Source organism: Nocardia sp. XZ_19_369, from assembly GCF_015355715.1.
Classification (GTDB): Bacteria; Actinomycetota; Actinomycetes; order Mycobacteriales; family Mycobacteriaceae; genus Nocardia.
Map to the genome: position 1 here is coordinate 403479 of NZ_JACVED010000003.1, position 24349 is coordinate 427827.

At 66.5% G+C, this 24349-nt stretch carries 28 protein-coding genes; 22 read left to right on the top strand and 6 right to left on the bottom strand.

The features are described 5' to 3' along the window. On the top strand, nt 1–936 hold the full coding sequence (locus IBX18_RS13365; RefSeq protein WP_194834019.1) for a triacylglycerol lipase: 936 nt from the start codon (nt 1–3) through the stop codon (nt 934–936). 12 nt (nt 937–948) lie between these two features. Here the strand turns inward: IBX18_RS13365 and IBX18_RS13370 are convergent, their stop codons facing one another. Beyond that, nucleotides 949–1425, bottom strand: a complete 477-nt coding sequence (locus IBX18_RS13370; RefSeq protein WP_135234760.1) for a hotdog fold domain-containing protein — start codon at nt 1423–1425, stop codon at nt 949–951. 186 nt (nt 1426–1611) lie between these two features. Between IBX18_RS13370 and IBX18_RS13375 the strand changes: the two genes are divergently transcribed. The 18 genes from IBX18_RS13375 (at nt 1612) to IBX18_RS13460 (ending at nt 14016) form a co-directional block, all read left to right on the top strand. Then, on the top strand, nt 1612–2022 hold the full coding sequence (locus IBX18_RS13375; RefSeq protein WP_194834020.1) for a hypothetical protein: 411 nt from the start codon (nt 1612–1614) through the stop codon (nt 2020–2022). Nucleotides 2023–2559: 537 nt separating this feature from the next. After that, the gene (rpsJ, locus tag IBX18_RS13380) at nt 2560–2865 is read left to right on the top strand and encodes a 30S ribosomal protein S10 (RefSeq protein WP_003938093.1); all 306 of its coding nucleotides are present in this window, start codon (nt 2560–2562) and stop codon (nt 2863–2865) included. Between the two features lie 14 nt (nt 2866–2879). Continuing rightward, complete coding sequence (rplC, locus tag IBX18_RS13385; RefSeq protein ID WP_194834021.1) at nt 2880–3545, top strand: 50S ribosomal protein L3; 666 nt, start codon at nt 2880–2882, stop codon at nt 3543–3545. Further along, nucleotides 3542–4216 (top strand): 50S ribosomal protein L4, encoded by a 675-nt coding sequence (gene rplD / locus IBX18_RS13390; protein WP_107654112.1) that lies wholly within the window; start codon nt 3542–3544, stop codon nt 4214–4216. The genes rplC and rplD overlap by 4 nt, the downstream gene beginning before the upstream one ends. Further along, nucleotides 4213–4518 carry a 50S ribosomal protein L23 gene (gene rplW, locus IBX18_RS13395; RefSeq protein WP_040731336.1) on the top strand — a complete coding sequence of 102 codons (306 nt, stop codon included), beginning with the start codon at nt 4213–4215 and terminating at the stop codon, nt 4516–4518. Before rplD ends, rplW begins: the two co-directional genes overlap by 4 nt. Before the next feature lie 33 nt (nt 4519–4551). Further along, on the top strand, nt 4552–5391 hold the full coding sequence (gene rplB / locus IBX18_RS13400; RefSeq protein ID WP_107654113.1) for a 50S ribosomal protein L2: 840 nt from the start codon (nt 4552–4554) through the stop codon (nt 5389–5391). Between the two features lie 15 nt (nt 5392–5406). Next, the gene (rpsS, locus tag IBX18_RS13405) at nt 5407–5688 is read left to right on the top strand and encodes a 30S ribosomal protein S19 (RefSeq protein WP_107654114.1); all 282 of its coding nucleotides are present in this window, start codon (nt 5407–5409) and stop codon (nt 5686–5688) included. Then, nucleotides 5685–6086: a 50S ribosomal protein L22 gene (rplV, locus tag IBX18_RS13410; RefSeq protein ID WP_107654115.1), complete on the top strand. Its 402-nt coding sequence runs from the start codon at nt 5685–5687 to the stop codon at nt 6084–6086. The genes rpsS and rplV overlap by 4 nt, the downstream gene beginning before the upstream one ends. Further along, complete coding sequence (rpsC, locus tag IBX18_RS13415; RefSeq protein ID WP_107654116.1) at nt 6087–6890, top strand: 30S ribosomal protein S3; 804 nt, start codon at nt 6087–6089, stop codon at nt 6888–6890. A gap of 4 nt (nt 6891–6894) precedes the next feature. Continuing rightward, nucleotides 6895–7311, top strand: a complete 417-nt coding sequence (rplP, locus tag IBX18_RS13420; RefSeq protein ID WP_025347180.1) for a 50S ribosomal protein L16 — start codon at nt 6895–6897, stop codon at nt 7309–7311. Beyond that, entirely contained in the window at nt 7311–7550 is a 240-nt protein-coding gene (rpmC, locus tag IBX18_RS13425; protein WP_039822417.1) for a 50S ribosomal protein L29, read from the top strand. Before rplP ends, rpmC begins: the two co-directional genes overlap by 1 nt. Further along, nucleotides 7547–7819, top strand: a complete 273-nt coding sequence (rpsQ, locus tag IBX18_RS13430; RefSeq protein ID WP_107654117.1) for a 30S ribosomal protein S17 — start codon at nt 7547–7549, stop codon at nt 7817–7819. The genes rpmC and rpsQ overlap by 4 nt, the downstream gene beginning before the upstream one ends. A gap of 119 nt (nt 7820–7938) precedes the next feature. Continuing rightward, nucleotides 7939–8193, top strand: a complete 255-nt coding sequence (locus IBX18_RS13435; protein WP_194834022.1) for a DUF6364 family protein — start codon at nt 7939–7941, stop codon at nt 8191–8193. Continuing rightward, the gene (locus IBX18_RS13440; RefSeq protein WP_194834023.1) at nt 8190–8627 is read left to right on the top strand and encodes a PIN domain-containing protein; all 438 of its coding nucleotides are present in this window, start codon (nt 8190–8192) and stop codon (nt 8625–8627) included. Before IBX18_RS13435 ends, IBX18_RS13440 begins: the two co-directional genes overlap by 4 nt. 168 nt (nt 8628–8795) lie before the next feature. Continuing rightward, a complete protein-coding gene (locus IBX18_RS13445) occupies nt 8796–9599 on the top strand; it encodes a phosphatase (RefSeq protein WP_194834339.1) in 804 nt (267 codons plus the stop codon). Between the two features lie 123 nt (nt 9600–9722). After that, entirely contained in the window at nt 9723–10925 is a 1203-nt protein-coding gene (locus IBX18_RS13450) for an MFS transporter (RefSeq protein ID WP_306796252.1), read from the top strand. 442 nt (nt 10926–11367) lie between these two features. After that, nucleotides 11368–11826 (top strand): EXLDI protein, encoded by a 459-nt coding sequence (locus IBX18_RS13455; RefSeq protein WP_194834024.1) that lies wholly within the window; start codon nt 11368–11370, stop codon nt 11824–11826. A 33-nt stretch (nt 11827–11859) separates the two neighbouring features. Then, nucleotides 11860–14016 (top strand): MMPL family transporter, encoded by a 2157-nt coding sequence (locus IBX18_RS13460; RefSeq protein ID WP_194834025.1) that lies wholly within the window; start codon nt 11860–11862, stop codon nt 14014–14016. 83 nt (nt 14017–14099) lie between these two features. Here IBX18_RS13460 and IBX18_RS13465 read toward each other — a convergent pair whose 3' ends face one another. From IBX18_RS13465 to IBX18_RS13485, 5 genes are all read right to left on the bottom strand, one after another. Then, complete coding sequence (locus IBX18_RS13465; protein WP_194834026.1) at nt 14100–16271, bottom strand: hypothetical protein; 2172 nt, start codon at nt 16269–16271, stop codon at nt 14100–14102. A gap of 285 nt (nt 16272–16556) precedes the next feature. Further along, on the bottom strand, nt 16557–17300 hold the full coding sequence (locus IBX18_RS13470; RefSeq protein ID WP_107660022.1) for a CPBP family intramembrane glutamic endopeptidase: 744 nt from the start codon (nt 17298–17300) through the stop codon (nt 16557–16559). A gap of 210 nt (nt 17301–17510) precedes the next feature. Further along, the gene (locus tag IBX18_RS13475; RefSeq protein WP_194834027.1) at nt 17511–18440 is read right to left on the bottom strand and encodes an RluA family pseudouridine synthase; all 930 of its coding nucleotides are present in this window, start codon (nt 18438–18440) and stop codon (nt 17511–17513) included. A gap of 45 nt (nt 18441–18485) precedes the next feature. Next, on the bottom strand, nt 18486–19064 hold the full coding sequence (locus IBX18_RS13480) for a putative glycolipid-binding domain-containing protein (protein WP_194834028.1): 579 nt from the start codon (nt 19062–19064) through the stop codon (nt 18486–18488). 14 nt (nt 19065–19078) lie between these two features. Continuing rightward, nucleotides 19079–19534 (bottom strand): TIGR03667 family PPOX class F420-dependent oxidoreductase, encoded by a 456-nt coding sequence (locus tag IBX18_RS13485; protein ID WP_107654127.1) that lies wholly within the window; start codon nt 19532–19534, stop codon nt 19079–19081. A 502-nt stretch (nt 19535–20036) separates the two neighbouring features. Here IBX18_RS13485 and IBX18_RS13490 point away from each other — a divergent pair. The 3 genes from IBX18_RS13490 (at nt 20037) to IBX18_RS13500 (ending at nt 24345) form a co-directional block, all read left to right on the top strand. Next, on the top strand, nt 20037–20648 hold the full coding sequence (locus IBX18_RS13490; protein ID WP_194834029.1) for a maleylpyruvate isomerase N-terminal domain-containing protein: 612 nt from the start codon (nt 20037–20039) through the stop codon (nt 20646–20648). 119 nt (nt 20649–20767) lie between these two features. Beyond that, a complete protein-coding gene (locus tag IBX18_RS13495) occupies nt 20768–22612 on the top strand; it encodes an ABC transporter ATP-binding protein (RefSeq protein ID WP_194834030.1) in 1845 nt (614 codons plus the stop codon). Further along, nucleotides 22609–24345 carry an ABC transporter ATP-binding protein gene (locus IBX18_RS13500; RefSeq protein ID WP_194834031.1) on the top strand — a complete coding sequence of 579 codons (1737 nt, stop codon included), beginning with the start codon at nt 22609–22611 and terminating at the stop codon, nt 24343–24345. Before IBX18_RS13495 ends, IBX18_RS13500 begins: the two co-directional genes overlap by 4 nt. Nucleotides 24346–24349 lie beyond the last annotated feature (4 nt).

A 24349-nucleotide genomic window follows, 5' to 3' on the forward strand; every position in this document is an offset into this window, starting at 1 on the left:
ATGTGGATTCGCAAACAGGCCGCGCGGATCGCCGGCCTGATGTTCGCTGCCGCCTGCGCGGCGGTATGGCACGCGCCCGCCGCGGCGGCCGCCCCGCCGATCCCGGCCTTCGCCGGCGCCAACGACTGGGCCTGCCGTCCGTTGGCGGTGCACCCGCAGCCGGTCGTGCTCGTACACGGTTCGGGCACCGACGCGGCCAACAGTTTCGCGATGCTGGCACCGCTGCTGCGGGCCGAGGGTCACTGTGTCTTCGCGGCGAATCTCGGCCCCACCCCGGGCCTGCGTGATGTGGTCAGCGGCCAAGCCGGTTCCAGCGCAGTGGGTATCGGCCCGGTCGGCGCCGCGGTGCTCGGCCGCACCATCTACGGCGTCGCCGACATCGATCGGATGGCGACCGAGTTGAGCGACGTCGTGCAGGCCGTGCAGAAGGCCACCGGCGCGCAGCAGGTGGCGCTGGTCGGTCACTCCACCGGTGGCAATGTGATCCGTCAGTACCTGCGCTCGCACGGCCCGGCCGCGGTGACCCAGGTGATCACGCTCGGTACCCCGTACCGGGGCTCGACCTGGGCCGGACTCCGCGACAACTACCCCGACCTGGCCTCGATAGGTCTGGAGAACGCGCAGATCGCCGCCCAGGTCTTCGGAACTCCGGGTCAGCAGCAGGTGGTTGGGTCACCGCTGCTGAACCGGCTGAACGCGGGAGGCGAGACCGTGCCCGGTGTCCGGTACACGGCCCTCGCCTCCCGCGCCGACGAGATCATCACCCCACAGGAGACCGCGCTGCTCACCGCGCCCACCGGTGACAACCGCAATATCTGGCTGCAGGACGGCTGCCCGACCGACATCGCCAATCACAGTGGGCTGCTGGGGGATCCGCGTGCGGCCGCAGCGGTGCTCGGCGCACTGGCGAACGACAACCGCCCGCTGCCTTGCTGAGAACAGGTGCGACTACTTCGGCGTGATCCAGGTGGTGATGTCGGCGTGCACGACCTCGAGGCCGTGCTTGTCGTAGACCGACACCGGAATGATCAGGTCCCGGCCCTCGGTGATCGCCGCGAAGTCGGGCACCTCCGGCAGCTTCGCGACGGCCCGCAGGCCGGTCTCGGCCTTGGCCAGGTACTGCACGTTCATCGCCTTCGGGATCCAGCGGTGCGTCTCCGGCACGGTCGCCTCGCTCAGCATGCCCATGGCCACCTCGGCCAGGTTGCAGGCGGCGATGGCGTGGTAGGTGCCGAGATGGTTGTGGATGCCGAACCACTTCGGCGAGGTCACCTCGCACAGGCCCGGCTCGAGTCGCACCACGCTCGGCAGCACCGTGCCGAAATACGGCACCCGCGCCACCATGCCCAGCGAGAACAGCGTGTGGCCGAGCCGATTGTCCGGCAGTTTCTGCCAGCTGCGGTAGGTCGCGGTCGCTTTCGTCATGGGGCTCATCTTACTGCGGAGTAAGTTCGGTCTGTCGAGTGTGCCCCAAATCACGGTGGCAGCGGGCTCGGGGGCTATCTGGTCGCCTGTCCGAATTGCTATGTTGATCCGTTGCGTCGATCGGTGACGAAACTGGGGGCCGACGCCATTTCTGTTGGCGTAGAGGGGAACCGGGAGTTCTCGAGCATGGGTATTCGCACAATCGCCGCCACGCTGGGTATCGCGCTGGGCGGCGCTGTCCTCGCGACAACCGCAGGGGCGGGCCAGGCCGCCGCCGTCACTCCGGTCATCGCGCCGCAGGACGGCATCTATCTCGGCCTCGAACTCGATCACAACGAGACGGTCGCGTTGCAGCGCAGTCCGCTCATGGGCGTGCTGAACGGTCCGCTGACCACCGACGGGCTGTTCTACCTCGACGAGGAGTCCGTCTATCAGGGCGGCGAGCTGATCGACGGCATCCAGTACAGCGACGACCTCGAGTTCGCGGGCGTCACCGCGGAGGCGGCCAACACGCGCAGTGGTTCGATCGCGATCGCCGTGGTCGATCCGGCGCTCTACGACAACTCGAAGTATGTGATCGTCCAGGTGCTGCGCTGACCTGATCGGCCTCCGGCGGGGTGGGGTCGGATCTTCGAAAAAACGAACGGCGGCGGCCGTGCCGGTTCCTCGGAATCGGCACGGCCGCCGCTCTGGTTGCCTTGCCGGCACGCCGATGACCTGGGCGGAGCCGTTCGCGAGGGCCGGATTTGAAGTAGCCGAGCGCGTCGGGCATACTGTTCGGGTTGCCTTGCACCGGGCCGTGCCTGTTTCCGAGTTGAGACGGGATGGCTAGGGAAGGCGAGCAGTACCAATCGTGTACCTCACCGGTTCATCCGGTGTGGGTACGTCCGGGAACACGATTCCAGGCCTGAGATGAAGTTCGATCCAGTGCCGAAGAATGAGCGGATGGGCGACACGCCCGACCGCGTGGACCGGAGAACCATGACAGATGAACAGCGGCGAGGACCGAAGCATGCGTGCTCGGTCGTGGTCTCACGTGAGACGTCTTCGTGTGTTCGGGCTGTGCAAATTGAGGGTGGTACGGAAGCCAGCTTCCGGATCACGAAGGTATAAGCGGAGAAAAGGACACTTAGCGTGGCGGGACAGAAGATCCGCATCAGGCTCAAGGCCTACGACCACGAGGCGATCGACGCGTCAGCGCGCAAGATCGTTGAGACGGTGACCCGCACTGGGGCCCGTGTCGTCGGGCCGGTGCCGTTGCCGACCGAGAAGAACGTGTACTGCGTCATCCGTTCGCCGCACAAGTACAAGGACTCGCGCGAGCACTTCGAGATGCGTACGCACAAGCGGCTTATCGACATCCTCGACCCGACGCCGAAGACGGTCGACGCGCTCATGCGCATCGACCTCCCGGCCAGCGTCGACGTCAACATTCAGTGACGGGGACTGGAGATATGACTGACAACAAGAACAGGCCCGCGGCGGGCATCCTCGGCACCAAGCTCGGGATGACCCAGGTGTTCGACGAGAAGAATCGCGTCGTTCCCGTGACCGTCATCAAGGCCGGACCGAACGTGATCACCCAGATCCGCACCGTGGAACGCGACGGCTACAGCGCCGTCCAGGTTGCCTTCGGCGCCATCGACCCGCGCAAGGTGAACAAGCCGGTCTCCGGCCAGTTCACCAAGGCCGGTGTCACCCCGCGTCGCCACGTTGCCGAGATCCGCGTCGCCGACGCGTCCACCTTCGAGGTCGGCCAGGAGATCAACGCCGACGTCTTCGAAGAGGGCACCTACGTCGACGTGACGGGTACCAGCAAGGGCAAGGGCTTCGCCGGCACCATGAAGCGTCACGGCTTCGCCGGTCAGGGCGCTTCGCACGGTGCGCAGGCTGTGCACCGTCGCCCCGGCTCCATCGGTGGCTGCGCCACCCCCGGCCGCGTGTTCAAGGGCATGCGCATGTCGGGCCGCATGGGTAATGACCGCGTCACCACGCAGAACCTCTCGGTTCACAAGGTCGACGCCGAAAACGGCCTGCTGCTGATCAAGGGAGCGATCCCGGGTCGTCGCGGCAATGTCGTGATCGTCAAGAGCGCAGTGAAGGGTGGTGCGCACGCATGACCAGCCTCGAAAAGAAGGCCAACCTGACCCTGCCGGTCAAGGAACTGGGCGGCAAGACCAATGGCACCGTCGATCTCCCCGCGGAGATCTTCGACGCGACCGCGAACATCTCGCTGATGCACCAGGTGGTCATCGCGCAGCTGGCCGCGGCCCGCCAGGGCACCCACTCCACCAAGACCCGCGGTGAAGTCCGCGGTGGTGGCAAGAAGCCGTACCGGCAGAAGGGCACCGGCCGCGCCCGTCAGGGCTCGACCCGCGCGCCCCAGTTCACCGGTGGTGGCGTCGTGCACGGCCCGCAGCCGCGCGACTACAGCCAGCGCACCCCCAAGAAGATGATCCGCGCCGCACTGCGTGGAGCACTTTCGGACCGGGCGCGTAACGAGCGCATCCACGTGATCACCGAACTGGTTGCCGGGCAGGACCCGTCGACCAAGACGGCCAAGAGCTTCCTCGCGGAGCTGTCGGACCGCAAGAAGTTCCTCCTCGTCCTCGGACGTGAGGACATCGCGGCCTGGAAGAGCGTGCAGAACCTCGAGTTCGTGCACCCGATCGCGCCGGACCAGCTCAACACCTATGACGTGCTGGAAAGCGACGAGGTCGTGTTCAGCGTGGAGGCTCTCAACGCCTTCGTGCACGGCCCCGCCGAGGCGGCACAGGAGGAGAGCAAGTGACCACCATCGCCGACCCCCGCGACATCCTGCTGGCGCCGGTCATCTCGGAGAAGTCCTACGGACTCATCGAGGAAGGCACCTACACCTTCATCGTGCACCCGGATTCCAACAAGACGCAGATCAAGATCGCCGTCGAGAAGGTCTTCGGTGTCACGGTTACCAGCGTCAACACCGCCAACCGTCAGGGCAAGCGCAAGCGGACCCGCTTCGGTTACGGCAAGCGCAAGAACACTAAGCGCGCGCTCGTGACCATCTCGGCCGACAGCAAGCCCATCGAGATCTTCGGAGGCCCGGTCGCGTAAGCGCCTGGGACTCCAGAAAGAAGAGAAGAACTCATGGCAATTCGTAAGTACAAGCCGACAACCCCGGGTCGCCGCGGGTCGTCCGTTTCGGACTTCGCTGAGATCACTCGGTCGACCCCCGAGAAGTCGCTGATCCGTCCGCTGCACAGCAAGGGTGGTCGTAATGCGCACGGTCGCATCACCACCCGGCACCGCGGTGGCGGCCACAAGCGGGCCTACCGTCTGATCGACTTCCGTCGACTGGACAAGGACGGCATCCCGGCCAAGGTCGCGCACATCGAGTACGACCCGAACCGCACCGCGAACATCGCGCTGCTGCACTTCGTGGACGGCGAGAAGCGCTACATCATCGCGCCCAAGGGCATCGCGCAGGGCACCCCGATCGAGTCCGGCCCCACGGCCGACATCAAGCCGGGTAACAACCTGCCGCTGCGCAACATCCCGACCGGTACCACCATCCATGCGGTGGAGCTGCGTCCGGGCGGCGGCGCGAAGATGGCCCGTTCGGCCGGATCCAGCATCCAGCTGCTCGGTAAGGAAGGCTCCTACGCCACGCTGCGTATGCCCTCCGGCGAAATCCGCCGCGTCGACGTGCGCTGCCGCGCCACCGTCGGCGAGGTCGGCAACGCCGAGCAGTCGAACATCAACTGGGGCAAGGCCGGCCGTATGCGCTGGAAGGGCCGTCGCCCCACCGTCCGTGGTGTCGTGATGAACCCGGTCGACCACCCGCACGGTGGTGGTGAAGGTAAGACCTCCGGTGGTCGCCACCCGGTCTCGCCGTGGGGACAGCCGGAAGGCCGTACCCGCAAGCCCAACCGCCCGAGCGACAAGCTCATCGTCCGCCGCCGCAAGTCCGGCAAGAACAAGCGCTGAAGGAGGAGGTAAGAAATGCCACGCAGCCTCAAGAAAGGCCCGTTCGTCGACGACCACCTCCTCGCGAAGGTGGACGTGCAGAACGAAAAGGGCACGAAGCAGGTCATCAAGACCTGGTCGCGTCGTTCGACCATCATCCCCGATTTCATCGGCCACACCTTCGCCGTCCATGACGGTCGCAAGCATGTGCCGGTGTTCGTCTCGGACAACATGGTCGGGCACAAGCTCGGTGAGTTCGCGCCGACCAGGACGTTCAAGAGCCACATCAAGGACGACCGGAAGAGCAAGCGGCGATGACGACTGACACTCAGAATCCGACTGCACGCGCGACGGCCAAGCACGTTCGCGTGACCCCGATGAAGGCTCGTCGCGTCGTGGACCTGGTCCGCGGCAAGCGAGTCGAGGATGCCCTGGCGATCCTGAAGTTCGCGCCCCAGGCCGCGAGCGAGCCAGTTGCCAAGGTCGTGGCCAGTGCCGCGGCGAACGCCGAGAACAACCTCGGCCTGAACCCGGCCACCCTGGTCATCTCGACGGCCTACGTCGACGAGGGTGCGACCATGAAGCGGTTCCAGCCGCGCGCCCAGGGTCGTGCGTTCCGCATCCGCAAGCGCACCAGCCACATCACCATCGAGGTCGAGAGCATCCCCACCGCCGGTGGAGCAACTCGCAACCGCCGGAAGGGAGGGGCAAAGTAAATGGGACAGAAAATCAATCCCCATGGCTTCCGCCTCGGTATCACCACCGACTGGAAGTCGCGTTGGTACGCGGACAAGCAGTACGCGGACTACGTCAAGGAAGATGTCGCCATCCGTAAGCTCCTCGCCACCGGCATGGAGCGGGCGGGCATCTCCAAGGTGGAGATCGAGCGCACCCGTGATCGGGTTCGCGTCGACATCCACACCGCTCGTCCGGGCATCGTCATCGGCCGCCGTGGCGCCGAGGCCGATCGCATCCGGGCCGAGCTGGAGAAGCTCACCAAGAAGCAGGTGCAGCTGAACATCCTCGAGGTCAAGAACCCCGAATCGGATGCGCAGCTCGTTGCTCAGGCCGTGGCCGAGCAGCTGTCCAACCGCGTGGCGTTCCGTCGTGCGATGCGTAAGGCCATCCAGTCGGCCATGCGTTCGCCGAACGTCAAGGGCATCCGTGTGCAGTGCTCGGGCCGCCTCGGTGGCGCCGAAATGTCGCGCTCGGAGTTCTACCGCGAGGGTCGGGTGCCGCTGCACACGCTGCGCGCCGACATCGACTACGGCCTCTACGAGGCCAAGACCACCTTCGGTCGCATCGGCGTGAAGGTCTGGATCTACAAGGGCGACATCGTCGGTGGCAAGCGTGAGCTCGCCGCCGCGGCCGCTCCGGCAGGCGATCGCGATCGTCCGCGCCGCGAGCGTCCGTCTCGCCCGCGTCGCTCCGGATCCGCCGGTACCACGGCGACCAGCACCGAGGCCGGGCGCGCCGCCACCGCGGTGGTGGACGCTCCGGCAGAGACACAGGAGGGCTGACGCAATGCTGATGCCTCGTAAGGTCAAGCACCGCAAGCAGCACCACCCCGGTCGTTCCGGCATGGCCAAGGGCGGCACCTCGGTGGCGTTCGGCGAGTTCGGGATCCAGGCGCTGGAGCCTGCTTACGTGACCAACCGGCAGATCGAGTCGGCACGTATCGCGATGACCCGCCACATCAAGCGTGGCGGCAAGATCTGGATCAACATCTACCCGGATCGCCCGCTCACCAAGAAGCCTGCCGAAACCCGCATGGGTTCCGGTAAGGGTTCGCCGGAGTGGTGGATCGCGAACGTCAAGCCCGGCCGCGTGATGTTCGAGATGAGTTACCCCAATGAGGAGATCGCTCGTGAGGCCCTGCGCCGCGCGATGCACAAGCTCCCGATGAAGTGCCGGATCGTGACCAGGGAGGAGCAGTTCTGATGGCTACCGAAACACCGGCCGCAGAGCTCCGCGAGCTCACCGAAGAAGAGTTGGTGCAGAAGCTGCGCGACTCCAAGGAAGAGCTGTTCAACCTGCGCTTCCAGATGGCGACGGGTCAGCTGGACAACAACCGTCGGCTGCGCGTGGTTCGTCACGAGATCGCGCGCATCTACACGGTCATGCGCGAGCGCGAGCTCGGTCTGGCCTCCGGACCCGCTGACAAGGGAGATGCGGCATGAGCGAACAGAAAGAGCAGCAGCGCGCCAGCCGCAAGGTTCGAGTTGGCTACGTTGTCTCGGACAAGATGACCAAGACGATCGTCGTCGAGCTGGAAGACCGTAACCGGCACAAGCTCTACGGCAAGATCATTCGCACCACCTCCAAGGTGAAGGCGCATGACGAGAACGAGATCGCCGGCATCGGCGACCGCGTCCAGCTGATGGAGACCCGACCGCTGTCGGCGACCAAGCGCTGGCGTCTGGTCGAGGTGCTGGAGAAGGCCAAGTAGGTCTTTTCGGTCTGTAAGGCGAAGGCCCGCTTCCCGGTTGGGAGGCGGGCCTTCGTCGTTTCGCGCGGCAGTTCGATATCCACGTTACTTTCACGTGGCGCACGTGGTATACATGTGGCATGTCCAAACGTAATCTGACGATCCAGCTCGATGAAGAGGTGATCACCTCCGCGAAGGTGATTGCGGTACAACGGGGCACGTCGGTCAGCGCGCTGGTGACGCAGTACCTGCGCGAGCTCGCTCAAGACGCCGAGCGCTACGAGTACGCCAAACAGCAGGCGCTCCAGCTGATGGCCGAGGCCGAAGGGCACGGGGGGCGCGTCACGTGGACGCGAGAGGAGCTTTACGACCGAGGGGAGCAGAGGTACGCGTGATCGCGGTTGAGCGCACCTTCATAGACACCAACATCCTCATCTACGCACACGACATCGAAGCCGGGGAACGGCACCGGATCGCTCGAGATGTCCTCGCGGACCTGTGGCGTCGCGGCGTCGGTTTGCTCAGCACCCAGGTGCTGCAGGAGTTCTACAACGTGGCGACGCGCAAGTTGACGCCACGGATGAGTCCAGCGAAGGCCCGCCGGGTCATTGCGACCTACAGCGAATGGTGCGCGCGCGACACCGACCCGCTGGTGATCATGAACGCTTCATTTCTTGCCGAAACACACATGGTGTCGTGGTGGGACGCATTGATCATCGAGGCAGCTTCCTGGTCCGGCGCGAAATACCTACTGTCGGAAGATCTTCAACACGGCCGCAGCTTCCTCGGGCTGGAGGTGCGCAACCCCTTCCTCGAACGAGCGGGGTAGCCCAGATCCGGACCCGCGGGAGATCGCGGCGAGAACTGAACAGTCCGGCGGGCGCGTACTGCGGTTGCCGGTCGCGCCCGTCCTTGTAGTGTCGTGTTGACGGCGAACACTGCGTCGAAGCATCTGGCCTCGGTAGCAGTGCCGGCCGATGCGGAGGTGGGATTGTTGGTGCAGCCATACGACCGGGCGCTGCTGCGTAAGCACTTGCTACAGACTCGGATAGCGGGCGATGTCGCGACGCCACGCGAGGGAAACCTGGCGCATTACCGCAGAATGGTCGCCAAGGATCCCGGGTACCAATTCGGGTTGGCGTTGAAGGACTGGACGTTCGACGAGACCTTGGACATGATGGCGCGGCTGTGTGGGGTCAACCCCGACCCGCGGCACCGGCAAGGCACCGACACCATCGGGGTGGATCTGACCATCGAGGCCCTCGACGAGATGGGCGCCAGAATCGGGCAGGCCGCGCGCAATCACGAGACGGTGCTGCTGGCCACCGGGCACCCCGGGCCGCTCATGGGCGTCTACCGCGCAGTCGAAGACGCGTTGCGCGCCGCCGGGTGCGAGGTGCTCACCCCCGCCGCGGGCTGGTCGTACCCCGTCATCACCGCGAACGGCTCGCGGATTCGCGAAATCGTCTACAGCTCAGGCGTTGCCGCGCTCAGCACCGGCGGCCGATTGCAGCACACGCACGACCCGAACCCCATGCAGGCGATGCTGCAAGAACTGCGCGACCGCCCCGAACCGCACCCCTGGCCCGACCTCGTCATCGCCGACCACGGCTGGGCCGGCGCCGCAGGCGAAGCGGGCATCGACACTGTCGGCTTCGCGGACTCCAACGACCCGGCCCTGTTCGCGGGCCGCGCCGAAGGCAAGATCGCGGTTACCGTCCCACTAGACGACGGCGTCTTCCCCGAATACTACGAACCCATGACCGACTACCTGCTCGACCGCGCGGGTCTCGCTGGCTGAACCGGCCCGACGGCCGAGCGCAAATGTCAACTACTGCTTGATCATTGGGCAGCAAGTGGCAGCGGCAAAATTCATGGGATAAATCGGTGGCGGCTTGTCGGTATCGCGTGACAAGCTCGGTTGGTGCGGTCCTATCGGGTGGTTTTGGCGAGTGCGGATGTGCGCAACGTACTGCTGCTCGGGGCGCTGGTGCGCATCCCGTTCTTCGCCGGGGCCGTGCTGCTCGCACTCCACGTCGTGCAGACGTTGCACGGTTCCTACGTGCAGGCAGGTGTGCTGAGCACCATCGCCACCGTGTGCATCGCGCTGAGCGGGCCATGGCGCGGGCGCCTGCTCGATCGATTCGGACTGCGCCGCACGGTCGCGCCGTCCATTCTGGTCGGCGCGGTGTGCTGGTCGATCGCGCCGTTCGTCGACTATGTGCCGCTGCTCATCTTCGCCGCGATCGCCGGACTCTTCGACGTCCCCATCTTCACCGTCGTCCGGCAGGCGGTCATCGCCGCGACGACCGAGCAGAACCGGCAGCCCGCGCTCGCCTTGGAGTCGGTGTCGGTCGAGTGCGCCTTCATGGTCGGGCCGATCGTCGGCGTCGCCGCCGCCAGCATCTGGTCGACCACGATGGTGTTGTTCTTCGTGCAAATGACTTTGGTGCTCGCCGGCATCCTGCTCTGGGTGCGCAATCCGCCACTGCGCTCCGCCCAGGACGCCGACCGCGCGAACGCCGTCGCCGTCCCGCGCCGCAGCTGGTTCCGCCTGGAGTTCGTCGCCCTGTGCGTCGGCGCGAGCGCGGCCATCGCCGTCCTGGCCGGCTCCGAACTGACCTTCGTCTCCGCCATCCGCGAATTCGACGCGCAGAAATGGCTCGGCGTCGTCCTCGCCGTCTGGGGCTTCGGCTCGGTGGTCGGCGGCCTCACCTACGGCGCGCTGCACCGCAAGATCTCCACCTACCTCCTGCTCGCCGCGCTCGGGGCCGTCACCCTGCCGATGGCCTTCGCCGTCGGCCCCATCTCCCTCGCCATCACCGGCCTGGTCGCCGGATTATTCTGCGCCCCAACGATTACCGCCTCCATCGACCAGATGAGCCGAATCGTCCCCGAAGGCGGCCGCGGCGAAGCCATCGGCTGGCACAGCGCCGCCCTCACCCTCGGTAACGGCATCGGCAGCTCCATGGCGGGCATCGCCATCGACGCGGGCGGCTTCCCCGCAGGCTTCGGCGCCGCTGCCGCACTCGGACTGGGCATAGGCCTGGGCATCCCCCTCCTCCTCGCCCTGCACAACCGCCGCCGCCCAGCCGTCGACAAACAACCGAGCCAAGTCGGCGCCTGAGCCTCGGCCGGTATTCGAGACATCGCGGTCAGGGGCCGCTGTCGGATGTGCCTCCGATCGGAGCTGTTCGACCGAACTGTTGTGGCAGTGGGTAGTTCGGCCATGAGTGGCTGAATGCCCGCCTCGGCATGAGGGGATTCCAGTGGTTCGTCCTTCGAAACCAACTGGTCGACAACAGGTTTCGCGTATCTGACGACTCCGCTGTGGTAGTCCCCGTGTCGTGGGCGAGCGAGGTCCCGCTGACCCGTGGTGATCGGTGGTGGGGTCAGGTTTTCACCAGGTCTTGCGTTATACGTATACATCTACATATAGTGATCGCGACGGGTGCTGGTGTGCAGTGGCCCGGGGAAATTGACTGAGGATCTGGGCCGGCGGGGCGAATGAGGGGCCCGTCGTTCTGGATCGATGCGTGCATGCGCATTTACGTATGGATGGAGTCGTCATGAGTAGTGAATCGGTGCAGGCGGTTGTGGTCGAGGGGGGTGTCGACTTCGAGAAGGCGGACCCGGAGGGATTTGGGGAAGTCGTGCTGAAGGTGGGGCCCGGGAGTGGGCGGGTGCAGCGGTTTGCCGGGCGGCGGGTGGGGGAGTCGACGCAGGTCACCAAGGCCGGGGTCGAGCTGGTCCGGGTCTATCTGAGCCGTAAAGGGAAGTACGTGGTGCACAAGCAAAGTGCGGAGTGGACCGATTTTTCGGTGGTGGCCGATTGGGTCAAGGAATTGAAGAAGATGCAGAAGAAGAACTGGCGTGGCGGGGTGGACCTGGACAATCAGAGTTGGGGCGACCGCACGCTGGAGGTGGTGGATTCGTTCGAGGAACTGCGGGAGCGGGTGCCCGCCAAGATCTTTCGCACACTCACCGACACTTCCGCGCACCCTCCCATCGAGGATCTCGACATCTGAGCGGCAGCTCGGATACCGAAAGGACTCAGTCCCATGTTTGCTCGACTCGGGCAGTTGGTCGTGCACCATCCGTGGAAGGTGATCGGCCTGTGGCTGCTCATCATCGTCGGTGTGGTGGCGACGGCGCCGCAACTCAAATCGACCACCGACCAATCCGACTTCCTGCCTTCGCATTACGAGTCGATCCAGGCACTCGACATGCAACAGAAGGCCTTTCCGCAGAGTGCGGCGCCCGCGGCGCTGATCGTCTTCGCCCGCTCAGACGGAGCGCAGTTGAGCGACAGCGATACGGCCGCGGTGGCGTCCGTCGGCGCAAAACTCAGTGCGGCCAACATCAAGGATGTCACTGGGCTGCAGCCGATTCCGCCGTCGGAGAACCGGCTGATCCAAGTGATCGCGGTGCAGCTGACGAAGGTGACCAGCGCGGGCGACACGACGCAGAACGACGCGGTCAAGGCGCTGCGTGACGCGCTGAAGACGGAAGTGCAAGGCGGCGAACTGAAGGCCGGCATCACCGGTCAGGCGGCGCAGATGCTGGATCAGATGGAGTCGAGCGAGAAAGGCATGGCGATCATCGGTGTCGCGACGATCGTCCTGATCCTCGTGCTGCTGCTGATCATCTTCCGCAGCCCGGTGATCGCGCTGCTGCCGATCGTCACCATCGGCGCCGTCTCCAGTCTGGTCGGTGGGCTGATCGCGATGACGGCCGAGGCCTTCGACCTCAAGGTGGACAGTTCGGTGAACGCCATCCTGCTGGTCGTATTGTTCGGCGTCGGCACCGACTACATCCTGTTCCTGATGTTCCGCTACCGGGAACGGCTGCGGGCGGGGGAAGATCCGAAGACCGCCATGGTCAGCGCCGTCGCCCGGGTCGGCGAGGCCATCACCTCCGCAGCGGCCGCGGTGATCATCGCGTTCATGGCACTGACCCTGTCCACGCTCGGCATGTTCCGGGCACTCGGTCCCGCGCTGGCCATCGCGGTCGCGGTGGCGCTGCTGGCCGGTCTCACATTGGTCCCGGCCGTGGTTTCGTTGTTGGGTACCAAGGTGTTCTGGCCGTCCAAGGCGTGGCAGGCGGAGCCGAAGGGTGCACGTTTCGCCGCACTCGGTGCGGCGCTCGGCCGTCGTCCCGCCGCCTTCGCGGTGGTCTCCGGCGGTCTGCTCGTCGCGCTGGGCATCCTGGCCGTCGGCTTCAATCCGACATTCGATCTGAGTTCGGGCTCGACCTCGGATGCGTCCGAATCGGTGGTCTACAACAAGGAACTGCTCAAGGGCATGCCCGCCGGCGCCACCCAGCCGTCGGACGTGTTGCTGCGGGCCGACAACGGCGCGCTGACCAGCGATCAGCTCGCGACCTACCGGACAGCGTTGATCGCGGTGCCCGGCGTCGGCCAGGTGGCGGAGCCGCAGCTGTCCGCGGACAAGGCAACCGCCAACTTCCAGGTGACGCTCACCTCCGCACCGGAGTCGGACGCCGCCATCGAGACGGTCCGTAATCCGTTGCGCGACGCCGCACATGCGGCCGCGCCGGCCGGCACGACCGCAGCCGTCGGCGGGATGACGGCGATCTTCGTCGACTTCCAGGACGCGATGAACCACGACTACGCGATCGTGTTCCCGGTGGCGGCGATCCTGATCATGATCGTGCTGGCCTTGCTGCTGCGCAGTCTGGTCGCGCCGTGGTATCTGATGGCGTCGGTGTTCCTCGGCTTCGCCGCCACGCTCGGCGCCGCGGTGCTGGTGTTCCAGCACCTCCAGGGGGAGACCGGCCTGATCTTCACGCTGCCGGTGATCATGTACCTGTTCGTGGTCGCGCTCGGCACGGACTACAACATCCTGATGGTGGCCCGGTTGCGCGAAGAGGCCAGGGAGGGGCGCGATCCGCGGCAGGCGGCGGCGCTCGGTCTGCAGCACACGGGTCCGACGGTCGCGGCCGCGGGCCTGATCCTCGCGGGCACCTTCGCCTCGATGATGTTGGCGGGCAACAACGTGCTCTCGCAGATGGGGTTCGCCATCTCCGTCGGCATCGGGATCGCGGCCTTTGTGATGGCGATGTTCTTCACCCCGGCGCTGACGGCGTTGCTCGGGCACCGTGCGTGGTGGCCGGGGCACGGTGACGAGAAGCCTGGTGCGTTCGCGGAGCGAAGGGCGCACGCCACCAGCGAGGTGACGGCGCCGACCGCACGCTGATCGTGCCGAGCGGAAAAGGGCTGCCCTCCGGTCACTCCGGCGGGCAGCCCTGCTGCTGTCCAGCGGGAACGACCCGCGCGCGATCAGCCGCTGATGGCGAACGGGCGGCGGACCTTGATCCCCGCCTCTACCGCACGGGCTACGGCCGCACGGGAGACGCCGACCTCATTGGCAATGCCCGGAGTCAGCCAGGATTCGTCGGCGAGCCGAAGGATCTCGGCGAGCTGCTCGACGGAGAGATTCGACATCCCGCGACGGGCGATCTCGTGTGCGAGAGCGGTGATTTCGTCGTCCTCATCGATCTCGTCCTCGTCGTCCAGGAGCTCCTGCTCCATGTCCGCCATGGGAGCGCGCCCGACAATGCTGGCGGGCTCGGCGCGCTGGCTGGGGCGCGGCGGTTCCGGGTTCTCCTCGAAGACGAGTTGTTCGATCTCGGCATCGGAGATGCCTGCGGCGGCCGACTTTCGGCGGCTGGTGGTGGGGCGAGAAACCGTTTCCCCCGAGATCGCCTGTGCGACAGTGTCGGCGATCGTTGCTGCGGCCTTCCGAATGGGGTCACCAGGGTGAGGCTCTTCTGGCTCGTCGCCGAGCGACGCGTCTGCGATGGGCCCGGGTGCCGGGGCGGTGGGTCCGGAATCGGCGGGTTCACGCGGCATGTCGTCTATCGGGAACAGCGGCATCGCGTGCCCGTTGTGTGTGGGCTGGCCGTTCGGCGGCGCGACAGCGCGTCCGTTGGTGTGTGCGGTGTCGCCGCTGCTGGGTGTGGTGCGGACGGCACCATTGACCGGCTGGCCATTCGTTGACGCGGTGCGCTCGTCGTCGGAGACCGCGCGGCCGTTCGTCACGGCGTGGCCGTTGGTCGCGAACGGATGGGCGTTGCTGGACGCGACGGTGCGGGAAGGCGGCTGCGCGGCTGTTCCGGTGGGGCTCGAGGTGGCGGCTGTGTCCTGAGGTGCACCGTTGGCCGAATCGGCGTGCAGAACAGATCCGTTGGTCGCGGCGGGCGCACTGTCGATGGGCAGCGCGGTACGCGGGTCGCGCAACTCGACGGGCAGCGGATGGCCGTTGATGGCCGAGAACGGCGCTGCGGTATGGCCGTTGGTGGGGGCACGGCCAGCTATGGGCGCCGAATTCGGTTCCCGCTGATCGTCAGCCGGAACTGATTGCACGGCATGACCATTGGCCGCAGGGCGAGAATCGTCAGCGCGGGCCTGGGTCGGCCGGTGGGCACTCTCGGCTGAGAACGTAGGCACCGCATGCCCGTTGGCCGTCGGCGCGGTCACCGCATCCGCCTCACCGCTCCGCGATTCCGCCGACTGCCGATCGACACCCATCGGCCCCGCGTCCACCCGCTCGGCTCCAGGCACCCGAGCAGCGACCGTCGCCTCGTAGGAATCGGCCCCACCGAGCAACCACCGCCGATCATCCGGCGCATCGACGGTGAGCCCGACCCGTGAATCCCGTTCGCTGACCCGATGCCGAACCGTAGTGTCCCGGTCCACCACCGGCGCACCATCAATGAGTAGCGCATAACGCGCGGAAACCCATGCGTGCAACCAGATCACGACGCCGACCATGATGGGCGCGATCGAGTATTCCGCGGCGCGCCCCCACGAACCTGTGGCCACATGCGGCCCGGCGTTCAACGCGATGGTGGTGCCGAGCAGCGCGGTCTCGAAGAAGATCACCTTGCCGCGGGCGAGCTCGCGTCCCCAGCGGGCGGCGGTGGTCGCGGCGACCATGATGGTGATGATCGGAATCGAGATCATCGCCTCGATCCCGTAGCTCAACCAGTACAGCGGATCGGACATGTCGCCGCTGGGCACCAGGTTGTGCTGCACGTTCACACCCGCCCACACCATACCGAGCACGACGACGGCGATCAGCGCCCGCGACGACCATTCGGCGCGCCGGTAGAGCTGGGCCAGCCGCGCGTCCTCGCTGGACACCCGCCGCCGCGCGGCCAGCGCCCGCCGATGCCACCGCTCGTCCGCCTCGTCGGCTCGCCGAATCTTGGCCGCCGTCCGGCGATCTCGCTTCTCCGTGGCCAGCTCTTCTTCGACCGCCCGCCGCCGCTGCTTACGCCGCTGCGCCCGAACCCATTCCGCGAGCTCGCGTTCCGCCCCGATTTCCCCCTCGGACAACACCTCGAACAGCGCCGTATCGTGCTGCAGCGGCAATTTGCCACGGGCCGTCTCGACCCGCTGCGCCAACGCGGCGATCTCGGAACTACCGGTGGATTGTTCGTCGCGCATCGCGAGCCTTCCCGGAGCAGATCGTCAGCAGACCTACTTGCTCGAACGTATGTGTGATCGCAATGAGGCTAAACCGGCCACCGGCCGAGGTCAATGCCGACGCTCGAAAACCAGTGCGAATATCTCGGACGTTCGCGTGACACGCCGCTTAAAGCAACACGCCGTTGGACCCGAGCTGAATTAGCGCCTGAAGCGGCGGCCGACAAGGCGGGAATTCCTATGCGACGTGCACGATTTCGGCGGCGTGCGTGGTGAGAAAAGCGCGCGATCGACCACCGCGGCCGCTCAATTCATAGTGGTATGCCAAACGATGGCAGCAGCCAGCGCTCCCGCGCCATTGACCGACCAATGCAGCGCGATCGGCGCCAGCAGACTGCCGCTGCGCCGGCGCAGCCAGGTGAATACGACACCGGCGGCCGCAGTGGCGACGACGGCGAGCAGAATCCCGATGATCTGCCCCATGACGCCACCGCCGACGAATCCGGAAAGCCCGCGATTGCTACTGGTCAAACCCAGCGACGAGGCGATGTGCCACAACCCGAAAAGCAGTGATCCGGCAGCGAAGACGCCGCGCGCGCCATAGACCCGATCGAGCGTGCCGTGCAGCACGCCGCGGAACGCCAGCTCCTCGGGAATCACCGTCTGCAAGGGAATCACGATCATCGAGGCGATCAGCGCGCCGGAGATGGTGGCGTAGCGATCGGCCAGGAAGAACGGCCGGGTGATCGGCAGCGCCGCCCCGATGGCCACCGCCGCGAGCACCACGCCGACCGCGCCGAGCGCGTAGAGCGTGCCGCGTCGCCAATGCCGGGGGGAGAGGCCGAATTCATGCCAGTTCATGCCGCGGCGGCGCATCAACGCCAGCAGCACGAGGGCGGCCACGGGCACGGTCACAATGCTGGCCCAGGCGGTGGTGAAGTGCGCGATCAGATTGGTCCCCGCCAGGACCACGACAACCACGGCCACGTCGGCATATGCATGCAATTTGTGGCGGGGCGGAGTGGTTTCCGCGAGGTCCTGTGCGAGCATCCCGCCCAGTGTACGGATGGGTGCCGGGCCTGCCGCGTGGTCGGTCATTTGTGGTCGGCATACCCGAATCGGCCGGATCCATCGGTCTCGATGTGGTGGCGCGTGGCACCGGTTACTGTGACTAGAACTTGTTTCAGTTACAGGAGCCGCGCCCGACGTGGCCTGAGCCACCGCGGCGGGCGCCCCGGGCCGGCTGACTGCCAGTGCTTGTCAGCCGGCCCATCCCACCGGGTCGGTCCAGGCTTGCAGCTTGCGGGTGGTCTCGAAGCGGCGTGGCACGTTGCTGATCGGATCGGTGAACTCGAGCGACGCGGCGAGCAACTGCAGCGGCCGGGTGAAGTCGTCGACCGGCTTGTCGGTCAGTACGGGGTAGAAGTCGTCGCCGAGGATCGGGACGCCGAGGCCGTTCATGTGCAGCCGCAGCTGATGGGTCCGGCCGGTCAACGGGCGCAACCGATACCGGCCGAGCCCGTCGCGATGCTCGACCAGCTCGATCGAGGTCTCGGCATTGGGCTCGCCCTCGACCTCCTGCGCCGCGAGCACATGCTTCTCTTTCATGATCCGGCTGCGCACGACGCGCGGCAGGTTCAGCGCCGGATCGTACGGCGCGATCGCCTCGTACTCCTTGAAGACGGTCCGCTTGTGGAACATCGTCTGATACGCCCCGCGCCGCGCCGGGTTGATGATGAACAGCACCAGCCCGGCCGTCACCCGATCCAGCCGATGCGCCGGGATCAGGTCCGGCAACTCGAGGTCGCGGCGCAAGCGCACCAGCGCGGTCTGCAGGATGTGCTGGCCGCGCGGAATGGTCGCGAGGAAGTGTGGTTTGTCCACGACGAGCAGGTCGTCGTCGCGGTGCACGATGGTGAGATCGAACGGCACCGGCGTCTCGACCGGCAGGTCGCGGTGGAACCACACCGCGCCGCCGGGAACATAGGGCGCGTCCGGCCTGATCGGGCCGTCGAGATCCACGATCCCGCCGTCGCGCAGCAACTCATCGATCCGGGCCGGATCCACCCGGGGCAGCCGCTCGACCAAATGGTCGCGAATCGTCGCCCAGTCGCCGTCCTCCGGCAGCCGGAGCCGGGCCGGGTCCAGGCCGTGCCGCTTCGGCAACGGCGGTTGCTGCCGCCTTCTCATCGGCATCGACCCTAGTCGCCGGGGGTTTCGCCGCGCGCCCCCGGGTCAGTGGGCGCGTATCGCGATGCCCGGGTAGTCGAGGACGAAACCGGACTCGTCATAGGTGAGCGTGCAGCGGAAATCGAACTGCGGTGCCTGGTAGGCGAACCGCTGGTGCGAACCGTCGTCGGCGATCCGGCGGTAGACCTGCTCCAGCCGGGTCACCTCCAGTCCGACGGCGTGCACGTAGGCCGCCGGCGCATCGATCGCCGCGCCGACGTCGAGGCCGAGCCGGTGCACCGGGAACGCGTTGGTCAGTGCCGAAGCCGCCAGATCGACATCGAGGCAACCGCTCAGCCCGGCGTGCGGCACCCCGTCGACCGTCCAATTGCCCGCGCCATCGGTGTCCAGCGCGACCGTGTGCCAGCCGCCGGGACGCCGGGTCGCGACCCTGGCTCGCCGGGTGTGCCACGACGGGTCGAGGGTGAGCTGATAGTCCACCGCCCACGCGCGGCCGTCCTCGACCGCCGTGGTGCATCCATCGATCTGCACGCCGCTCTCGGTCACCTTGAAGTAGGCGATCTCGAAACCGGTGCGCGCGCCGCGATGCTGCCAGGCGGCCGACTGCGGTACGGGTTCGAACATTGTGGCGCGCGAATTCAGAAGCCGCGCAGGCGATCCGGGCGGATCCGGACCACAGCGGAGTATTCGGTGAAGAACTGCTCGGCGGTCATCGAGATGTCCTTCAGCCCGTCGGTGTATTTCGCTGTGTACGTGGCGATTTCGTCAGGCGTGGCGGCCACGTCATCGATGCGGGCGGTGCCGGTGAACACGACGACCTCGCCGCCCCACTCGGTGGCGTTGAAGTTCAGCGCAACGCGCGGGTTGCGGGCCAGGTTGCGCAGCTTGGCCTGATCGGGCTTGCTGAACAGCAGGAACTCGTCGTCACCCCACTGGAACCAGACCGGGTTGGGTTGCGGGGTACCGGAGGCCCCGACGGTGGTCAGCCAGATGACGCGTTCTTTGTCGAGGCGCTCGGCGACCTTGGCACCGAAGTCGGTGCTCGGATCGACGACGGGGGCAGCAGCGGATCGATCGGATGCCGTTGTGGTCATGCTCGGGACAACACCGCGACAGCCGGGACGATTCCTGTTCGGCGCATTTCGGCTGTCGCGGCCCCGGTCCATCCCGGATCGGTGCGCGATCGGGCTACGGCGTCGCTCGCTCGTCGAGAACCATCCGCCGCGCCTCCACCAACGTCCGCCTTGCTCGGCGGCGCATCCGGCACATATCCACGCTGCAGTTCAAATGCACCTGCATGGCGCGGTGGGCCTGATCCGGTGTCAGCGCACCCGGGTCGATAGAACACGACGAAATTGTGGAAATGATCCGTGTAACAAACATATTCACGACTCCAATGTGGTGTTTCCGTATGGTGAAAGCTAGCCATGTATCCGCGCTATCGGGCCTGGTCGAGCCACCGTTCATGGAGCGTTCCCCGAGGTGATGGACATCGGAAAGCCTTGTGTACGAAGCCGTTTTCGCAGGTAACCAGAACAAGTCCGCAGCGCGACAAGCTATTCGGCGATAAACGCGCGCATTTCTGAAGGAGGTCGAATGAACACCGAGATGCTGGAGGCACTTTGGCGAGCGTGGGCCGAACGTGGGGCTGCCCTGACGGAGGAACAATGGGCGACGCCGACGCGGCTGCCCGGCTGGTCGGTGCGCGCACTGTTCGCGCATGTAGCGCCCGATCCCGCGATCATGGCCACGATGCGTGACGCCAGGGTGACGGGCCCGCCCGCAGCCGCCAACGGAGCGGAGATCCTGCGAATCTTCAACGCTCCCGGCGGTTTAGCGCACACAGCAGCCGACGACATCGCCGTGCAAGCCAGCGAAACGGCGGAGCATATCGACACCGACGCACTGCTGCGCCGCTTCACCGAGGACGGCCCGCGAGCCCTCGCCGAACTCGGCGATATCGATCCGGCCACCGTGCTGCCGCATCCGTACCTCGGTGCCGTGACCTTTCAGGCCCTGCTCGAGGTGGCCGTCGTCGACCTCACCGTGCACCTGCTCGATCTGATCGCGGCGGTCGGCGGCCCGCCGGTGCCGCAGGCCACGTTGCAGAGCGTCGTGCAGGTGTTGGCCGCCGTGGCCGACCCGGCCGACTTCATCGAGGCCGCGACCGGGCGGAGCGCAGTAGCAGTGCTGCCGGTGATGCGGTAGCGGGCTGGCCCGCCACCCTCGCCGAAGGAAAGTTAGGCTAACCTACCTTTCGGGCGCATTGTGTGTGACGATGGGTCCGGTTCGGGGGCACTGGCGATGATGGCGAGAGGCAACAACTTATGACGGTGGAGCTCGCGCCGCTGCCCGCGGCGGAGACGGGGAACCGGCCGCCGCGTGCGGCGCAGCAAGCGCGCAAGAAGGCGGAGGCCTTGGCGCGCAGGGAGATCCTGGCGCCCGTGCGCGGGGCGCTGACGCTCGCGAGCCTGATTATGGCTGTCGCCTCGGTCTGCGCCGTGGTGCCGTTCGTGCTGATCGTCGAGGCGTGCCGGGAGTTGCTCGCCGACCAGGTCGACACCGATCGAGTGTGGCGACTGGTGGGAACGGCGATGATCGTGCTCGTGGCGCGCGGCCTGCTGCAGGCCCTGGCGCTGACCTGGACACACTTGGTCGACGCCGGCTACCAGCTCACCGTCCGTCGGGCGCTCGCGGCCAAGCTGAGCAGAGTGCCGCTCGGCTGGTTCGGCGAGCGCACCTCCACCGAGGTGAAGAAGTACCTCCAGGACGATGTCGAGGCGCTGCACTATCTGGTCGCGCACGCGCGACTGGAGTTCGTCGGTGCGCTGGTCGTGCCGGTGGTCACCCTCGGCTATCTGGTGACGGTCGACTGGCGGTTGACCCTGATACTGCTGGTTCCCTTGGCGGCCTACGGGATCGTGCTGAGCAAGATGATGGGGCAGGACAGTAGGGATCGGCTGGCCATCTATCACCGCTGGGAGCGTCGGGTGCAGGAGGCGACCATCGAGTTCGTCGACGGCATCCAGGTCGTGCGGGCGTTCGGCCAGGCGGGCAAGGCGCACAACGAGTTCCAGGCGGCTGTGGACGGTCAGGCGCGCAGTCTGGACCGCTGGAAGTCGCCGATGATCCGATCGCAGGCGGCCGCCGACATCGCGATCGCGCCGGTGTTCGTGATGATCGTGATCGTGGTCGCCGGTCTGGTCGGAGTCGGCTCGGATTGGCTGACGCCGCTGGACGTGCTGCCATTCCTGTTGGTCGGCCTCGGCCTCGGTAGTGCGCTGCTCGGCCTCGGTTACGGCGGTCAGGCGCTGCGTACCGCGGGTACCGCCGCGCTGCGGCTGCACGAATTGCAGCAGACACCCGAATTGGTTGCTGGGACGAGCGCTTCGCCCGTGTCGGCCGCGGCGGGGGAGGTGCGTTTCGAGTCGGTTTGCTTCGGCTACCGCGTGGATCATCAAGTGCTGCGCGATGTCGATATCGAGTTGACGCCGGGCACCATCACCGCGCTGGTCGGCCCCAGTGGTTCGGGCAAGTCGACCCTGGCCAAATTGGTGCCCCGCTTCTACGACGTGGACTCCGGCCGAATCACCATCGGAGGGCGCGATATTCGCGAGTACTCGACCGAAGGTCTTTACCGTACCGTTGGTTTCGTCTTCCAGGATGTGCGATTGGTCCGCGGCACGATCCGGGAAAACCTGCGGCTGGCCGATCGAAATGCGGACGACGAGGCACTGGAGCGGGCGGCGCGGGCGGCGCAGATCCACGACCGTATTGTCGCGTTGCCGCGTGGCTACGACTCCGAGTTCGGCGTCGATGCCAGTTTGTCCGGTGGTGAGGCGCAACGGCTTTCGATCGCGCGAGCGCTGCTCGCCGACCGCCCGGTGCTGGTGCTCGACGAAGCGACCGCCTTCGCGGACCCGGAATCCGAGGCCGCGGTGCAGGACGCCCTGGCCGTACTGGTGGCGGGCCGTACCGTGCTGGTCATCGCGCACCGTCTGCACACCATCACCGGTGTGGACCGGATCTTGGTGTTGGAGAACGGCACCGTGGTGGAACAGGGTGACCACCGTAGTCTGCGCGATGCGGGTGGCACCTATCAGCGGCTCTGGGAAATCAATGAGAAAGCGCTCGATGCCGTTGCGCTGATCGAGAAGGAAGCGACGCGATGATTCGTAAGGTACTCGGGCTCGTCCCGGCCGAATTCGCCCCGCTGACACCGAAACTGTTCGCCGCGATCACCGCGCAGGCCCTGAGCCAGGCGGCCGCGTATCTGATGCTCGTTCCGGTGCTGGCGGCACTGCTCGATCATGATCTCGGCCTGGCCTGGTTCTGGACGTTGCTGATGACCGCAGCGGTCGCAGGCGTGGCGATCTTCGGCTATCTGCAAACGGTGCTCGGTCTGCGCATCGCGGTCGGCATGCAGTTGCGGCTGCAGACCAGGATCGGCGATCACCTCAATGCGCTTCCGCTCGGCTGGTTCGAAAACCAGAGTGCCGGAAAGCTTTCCAGGATCGCTGTGGAGAACGTACGGGAAATCCAGGGAACCGTCGCCTATCTACTTGCCAAGGTGCTCAACAGCATCCTGGTTCCGCTCGGTGTCGCGGTCGGCATGCTGCTCATCGATTGGCGCATCTGTGTTGCCATGCTGCTCGCGGCACCAGTGCTCTTCCTGGTGAACACGCTGGCCAACCGGGCATATACCGGGTCCGATCAGCGCATGCACGCCGCCGCGTCCGAGGCCGATTCGCGGGTGGTCGAATTCGCGCAGGCACAGCCGGTGCTGCGGGCGTTCGGCGCGCCCGGCACCGGTGGCGGCGCACTCGACACGGCGCTGGATCGCCAGCGTTCCGCGATGACCAGGATGGTGTTCACCGCGGTACCTGGTTTGATCGTGTTCTCGCTGTTCGTCCAGGCGGTCTTCCTGGTGCTCACCTATGTGGTGGTGGGCTTGGTCACCGACGGTGCCGTCTCGGCCGCCGCCGCGATCGCGCTCATCGCCGTCAGCTCCCGATTCATCGAGCCGCTGAATCAGGCCGCTCAGCTCGGCAACGGCCTGCGTGCTGCCGCGTCCGCGGTCGACCGGGTCGGCGAACTGCTGGCCGAGCCGGTGCTGCCCGAGGCGACAACGCCCGTCACACCCGGTGTCGCGTCCGTGGTCTTCGATGATGTGAGCTTCGGTTACCGACCGGGTGAGCCGGTCGTCTCCGGGCTGAGCTTCAGCGTGCCCGCGGGCACCACCACCGCGATCGTCGGACCGAGCGGCGCGGGCAAGACCACACTGTTGCGGCTGGCCGCGCGCTTCTACGACGCCGATTCGGGCCGGGTCGTCGTCGGTGAACACGACGTACGCGACCAACCGTCGGAGTCGCTGTTGAACCAGCTGTCGCTGGTCTTTCAGAACGTCTATCTCTTCAATCGTTCGGTGGCGGACAACATTCGGATCGGCAAACCCGCTGCCACCGATGCCGAGGTGTGGCGCGTGGCCGAGGCGGCGAGGGTGGACGAGATCGTCGAGCGACTGCCGGACGGTCTCGACACCGCGGTCGGCGAAGGCGGCGTCTCGCTGTCCGGCGGTGAGCGGCAGCGGGTTTCGATCGCCCGCGCTTTGCTCAAGGATGCGCCGATCGTGCTGCTCGACGAGGCGACCAGCGCACTGGATCCGCACAGCGAGGCGGTCGTCGTCCGCGGCGTGCACCAGCTCACCAAGGGCAAGACAGTAGTCGTCGTCGCGCATCGACTCGCCACGATCGCGCACGCCGACCAGATCCTGTTCCTCGACGGCGGCCGGATCGTCGAACGCGGCACGCACGCTGAACTTCTGGCGATGGGCGGACGCTACGCCGACTTCTGGAACGAACGCTCACGCGCCGCCGGATGGCGGTTGGAGCCGGTCGCGGTCTGATCGA

Excerpts from the sequence above, each read along its gene's own strand:
- rplV (WP_107654115.1), top strand. The coding sequence starts at position 5,685 with ATGACGACTGACACTCAGAATCCGACTGCACGCGCGACGGCCAAGCAC.
- IBX18_RS13435 (WP_194834022.1), top strand. The coding sequence starts at position 7,939 with ATGTCCAAACGTAATCTGACGATCCAGCTCGATGAAGAGGTGATCACC.
- IBX18_RS13485 (WP_107654127.1), bottom strand. The coding sequence starts at position 19,534 with ATGACCACAACGGCATCCGATCGATCCGCTGCTGCCCCCGTCGTCGAT.
- rplP (WP_025347180.1), top strand. The coding sequence starts at position 6,895 with ATGCTGATGCCTCGTAAGGTCAAGCACCGCAAGCAGCACCACCCCGGT.
- IBX18_RS13500 (WP_194834031.1), top strand. The coding sequence starts at position 22,609 with ATGATTCGTAAGGTACTCGGGCTCGTCCCGGCCGAATTCGCCCCGCTG.
- IBX18_RS13490 (WP_194834029.1), top strand. The coding sequence starts at position 20,037 with ATGAACACCGAGATGCTGGAGGCACTTTGGCGAGCGTGGGCCGAACGT.
- rplB (WP_107654113.1), top strand. The coding sequence starts at position 4,552 with ATGGCAATTCGTAAGTACAAGCCGACAACCCCGGGTCGCCGCGGGTCG.
- IBX18_RS13480 (WP_194834028.1), bottom strand. The coding sequence starts at position 19,064 with ATGTTCGAACCCGTACCGCAGTCGGCCGCCTGGCAGCATCGCGGCGCG.
- rpsS (WP_107654114.1), top strand. The coding sequence starts at position 5,407 with ATGCCACGCAGCCTCAAGAAAGGCCCGTTCGTCGACGACCACCTCCTC.
- rplD (WP_107654112.1), top strand. The coding sequence starts at position 3,542 with ATGACCAGCCTCGAAAAGAAGGCCAACCTGACCCTGCCGGTCAAGGAA.
- IBX18_RS13470 (WP_107660022.1), bottom strand. The coding sequence starts at position 17,300 with ATGCTCGCACAGGACCTCGCGGAAACCACTCCGCCCCGCCACAAATTG.
- rpsQ (WP_107654117.1), top strand. The coding sequence starts at position 7,547 with ATGAGCGAACAGAAAGAGCAGCAGCGCGCCAGCCGCAAGGTTCGAGTT.
- IBX18_RS13375 (WP_194834020.1), top strand. The coding sequence starts at position 1,612 with ATGGGTATTCGCACAATCGCCGCCACGCTGGGTATCGCGCTGGGCGGC.
- IBX18_RS13495 (WP_194834030.1), top strand. The coding sequence starts at position 20,768 with ATGACGGTGGAGCTCGCGCCGCTGCCCGCGGCGGAGACGGGGAACCGG.
- IBX18_RS13365 (WP_194834019.1), top strand. The coding sequence starts at position 1 with ATGTGGATTCGCAAACAGGCCGCGCGGATCGCCGGCCTGATGTTCGCT.
- IBX18_RS13475 (WP_194834027.1), bottom strand. The coding sequence starts at position 18,440 with ATGAGAAGGCGGCAGCAACCGCCGTTGCCGAAGCGGCACGGCCTGGAC.
- IBX18_RS13460 (WP_194834025.1), top strand. The coding sequence starts at position 11,860 with ATGTTTGCTCGACTCGGGCAGTTGGTCGTGCACCATCCGTGGAAGGTG.
- rpsC (WP_107654116.1), top strand. The coding sequence starts at position 6,087 with ATGGGACAGAAAATCAATCCCCATGGCTTCCGCCTCGGTATCACCACC.
- rplC (WP_194834021.1), top strand. The coding sequence starts at position 2,880 with ATGACTGACAACAAGAACAGGCCCGCGGCGGGCATCCTCGGCACCAAG.
- rpmC (WP_039822417.1), top strand. The coding sequence starts at position 7,311 with ATGGCTACCGAAACACCGGCCGCAGAGCTCCGCGAGCTCACCGAAGAA.
- IBX18_RS13370 (WP_135234760.1), bottom strand. The coding sequence starts at position 1,425 with ATGACGAAAGCGACCGCGACCTACCGCAGCTGGCAGAAACTGCCGGAC.
- IBX18_RS13465 (WP_194834026.1), bottom strand. The coding sequence starts at position 16,271 with ATGCGCGACGAACAATCCACCGGTAGTTCCGAGATCGCCGCGTTGGCG.
- IBX18_RS13455 (WP_194834024.1), top strand. The coding sequence starts at position 11,368 with ATGAGTAGTGAATCGGTGCAGGCGGTTGTGGTCGAGGGGGGTGTCGAC.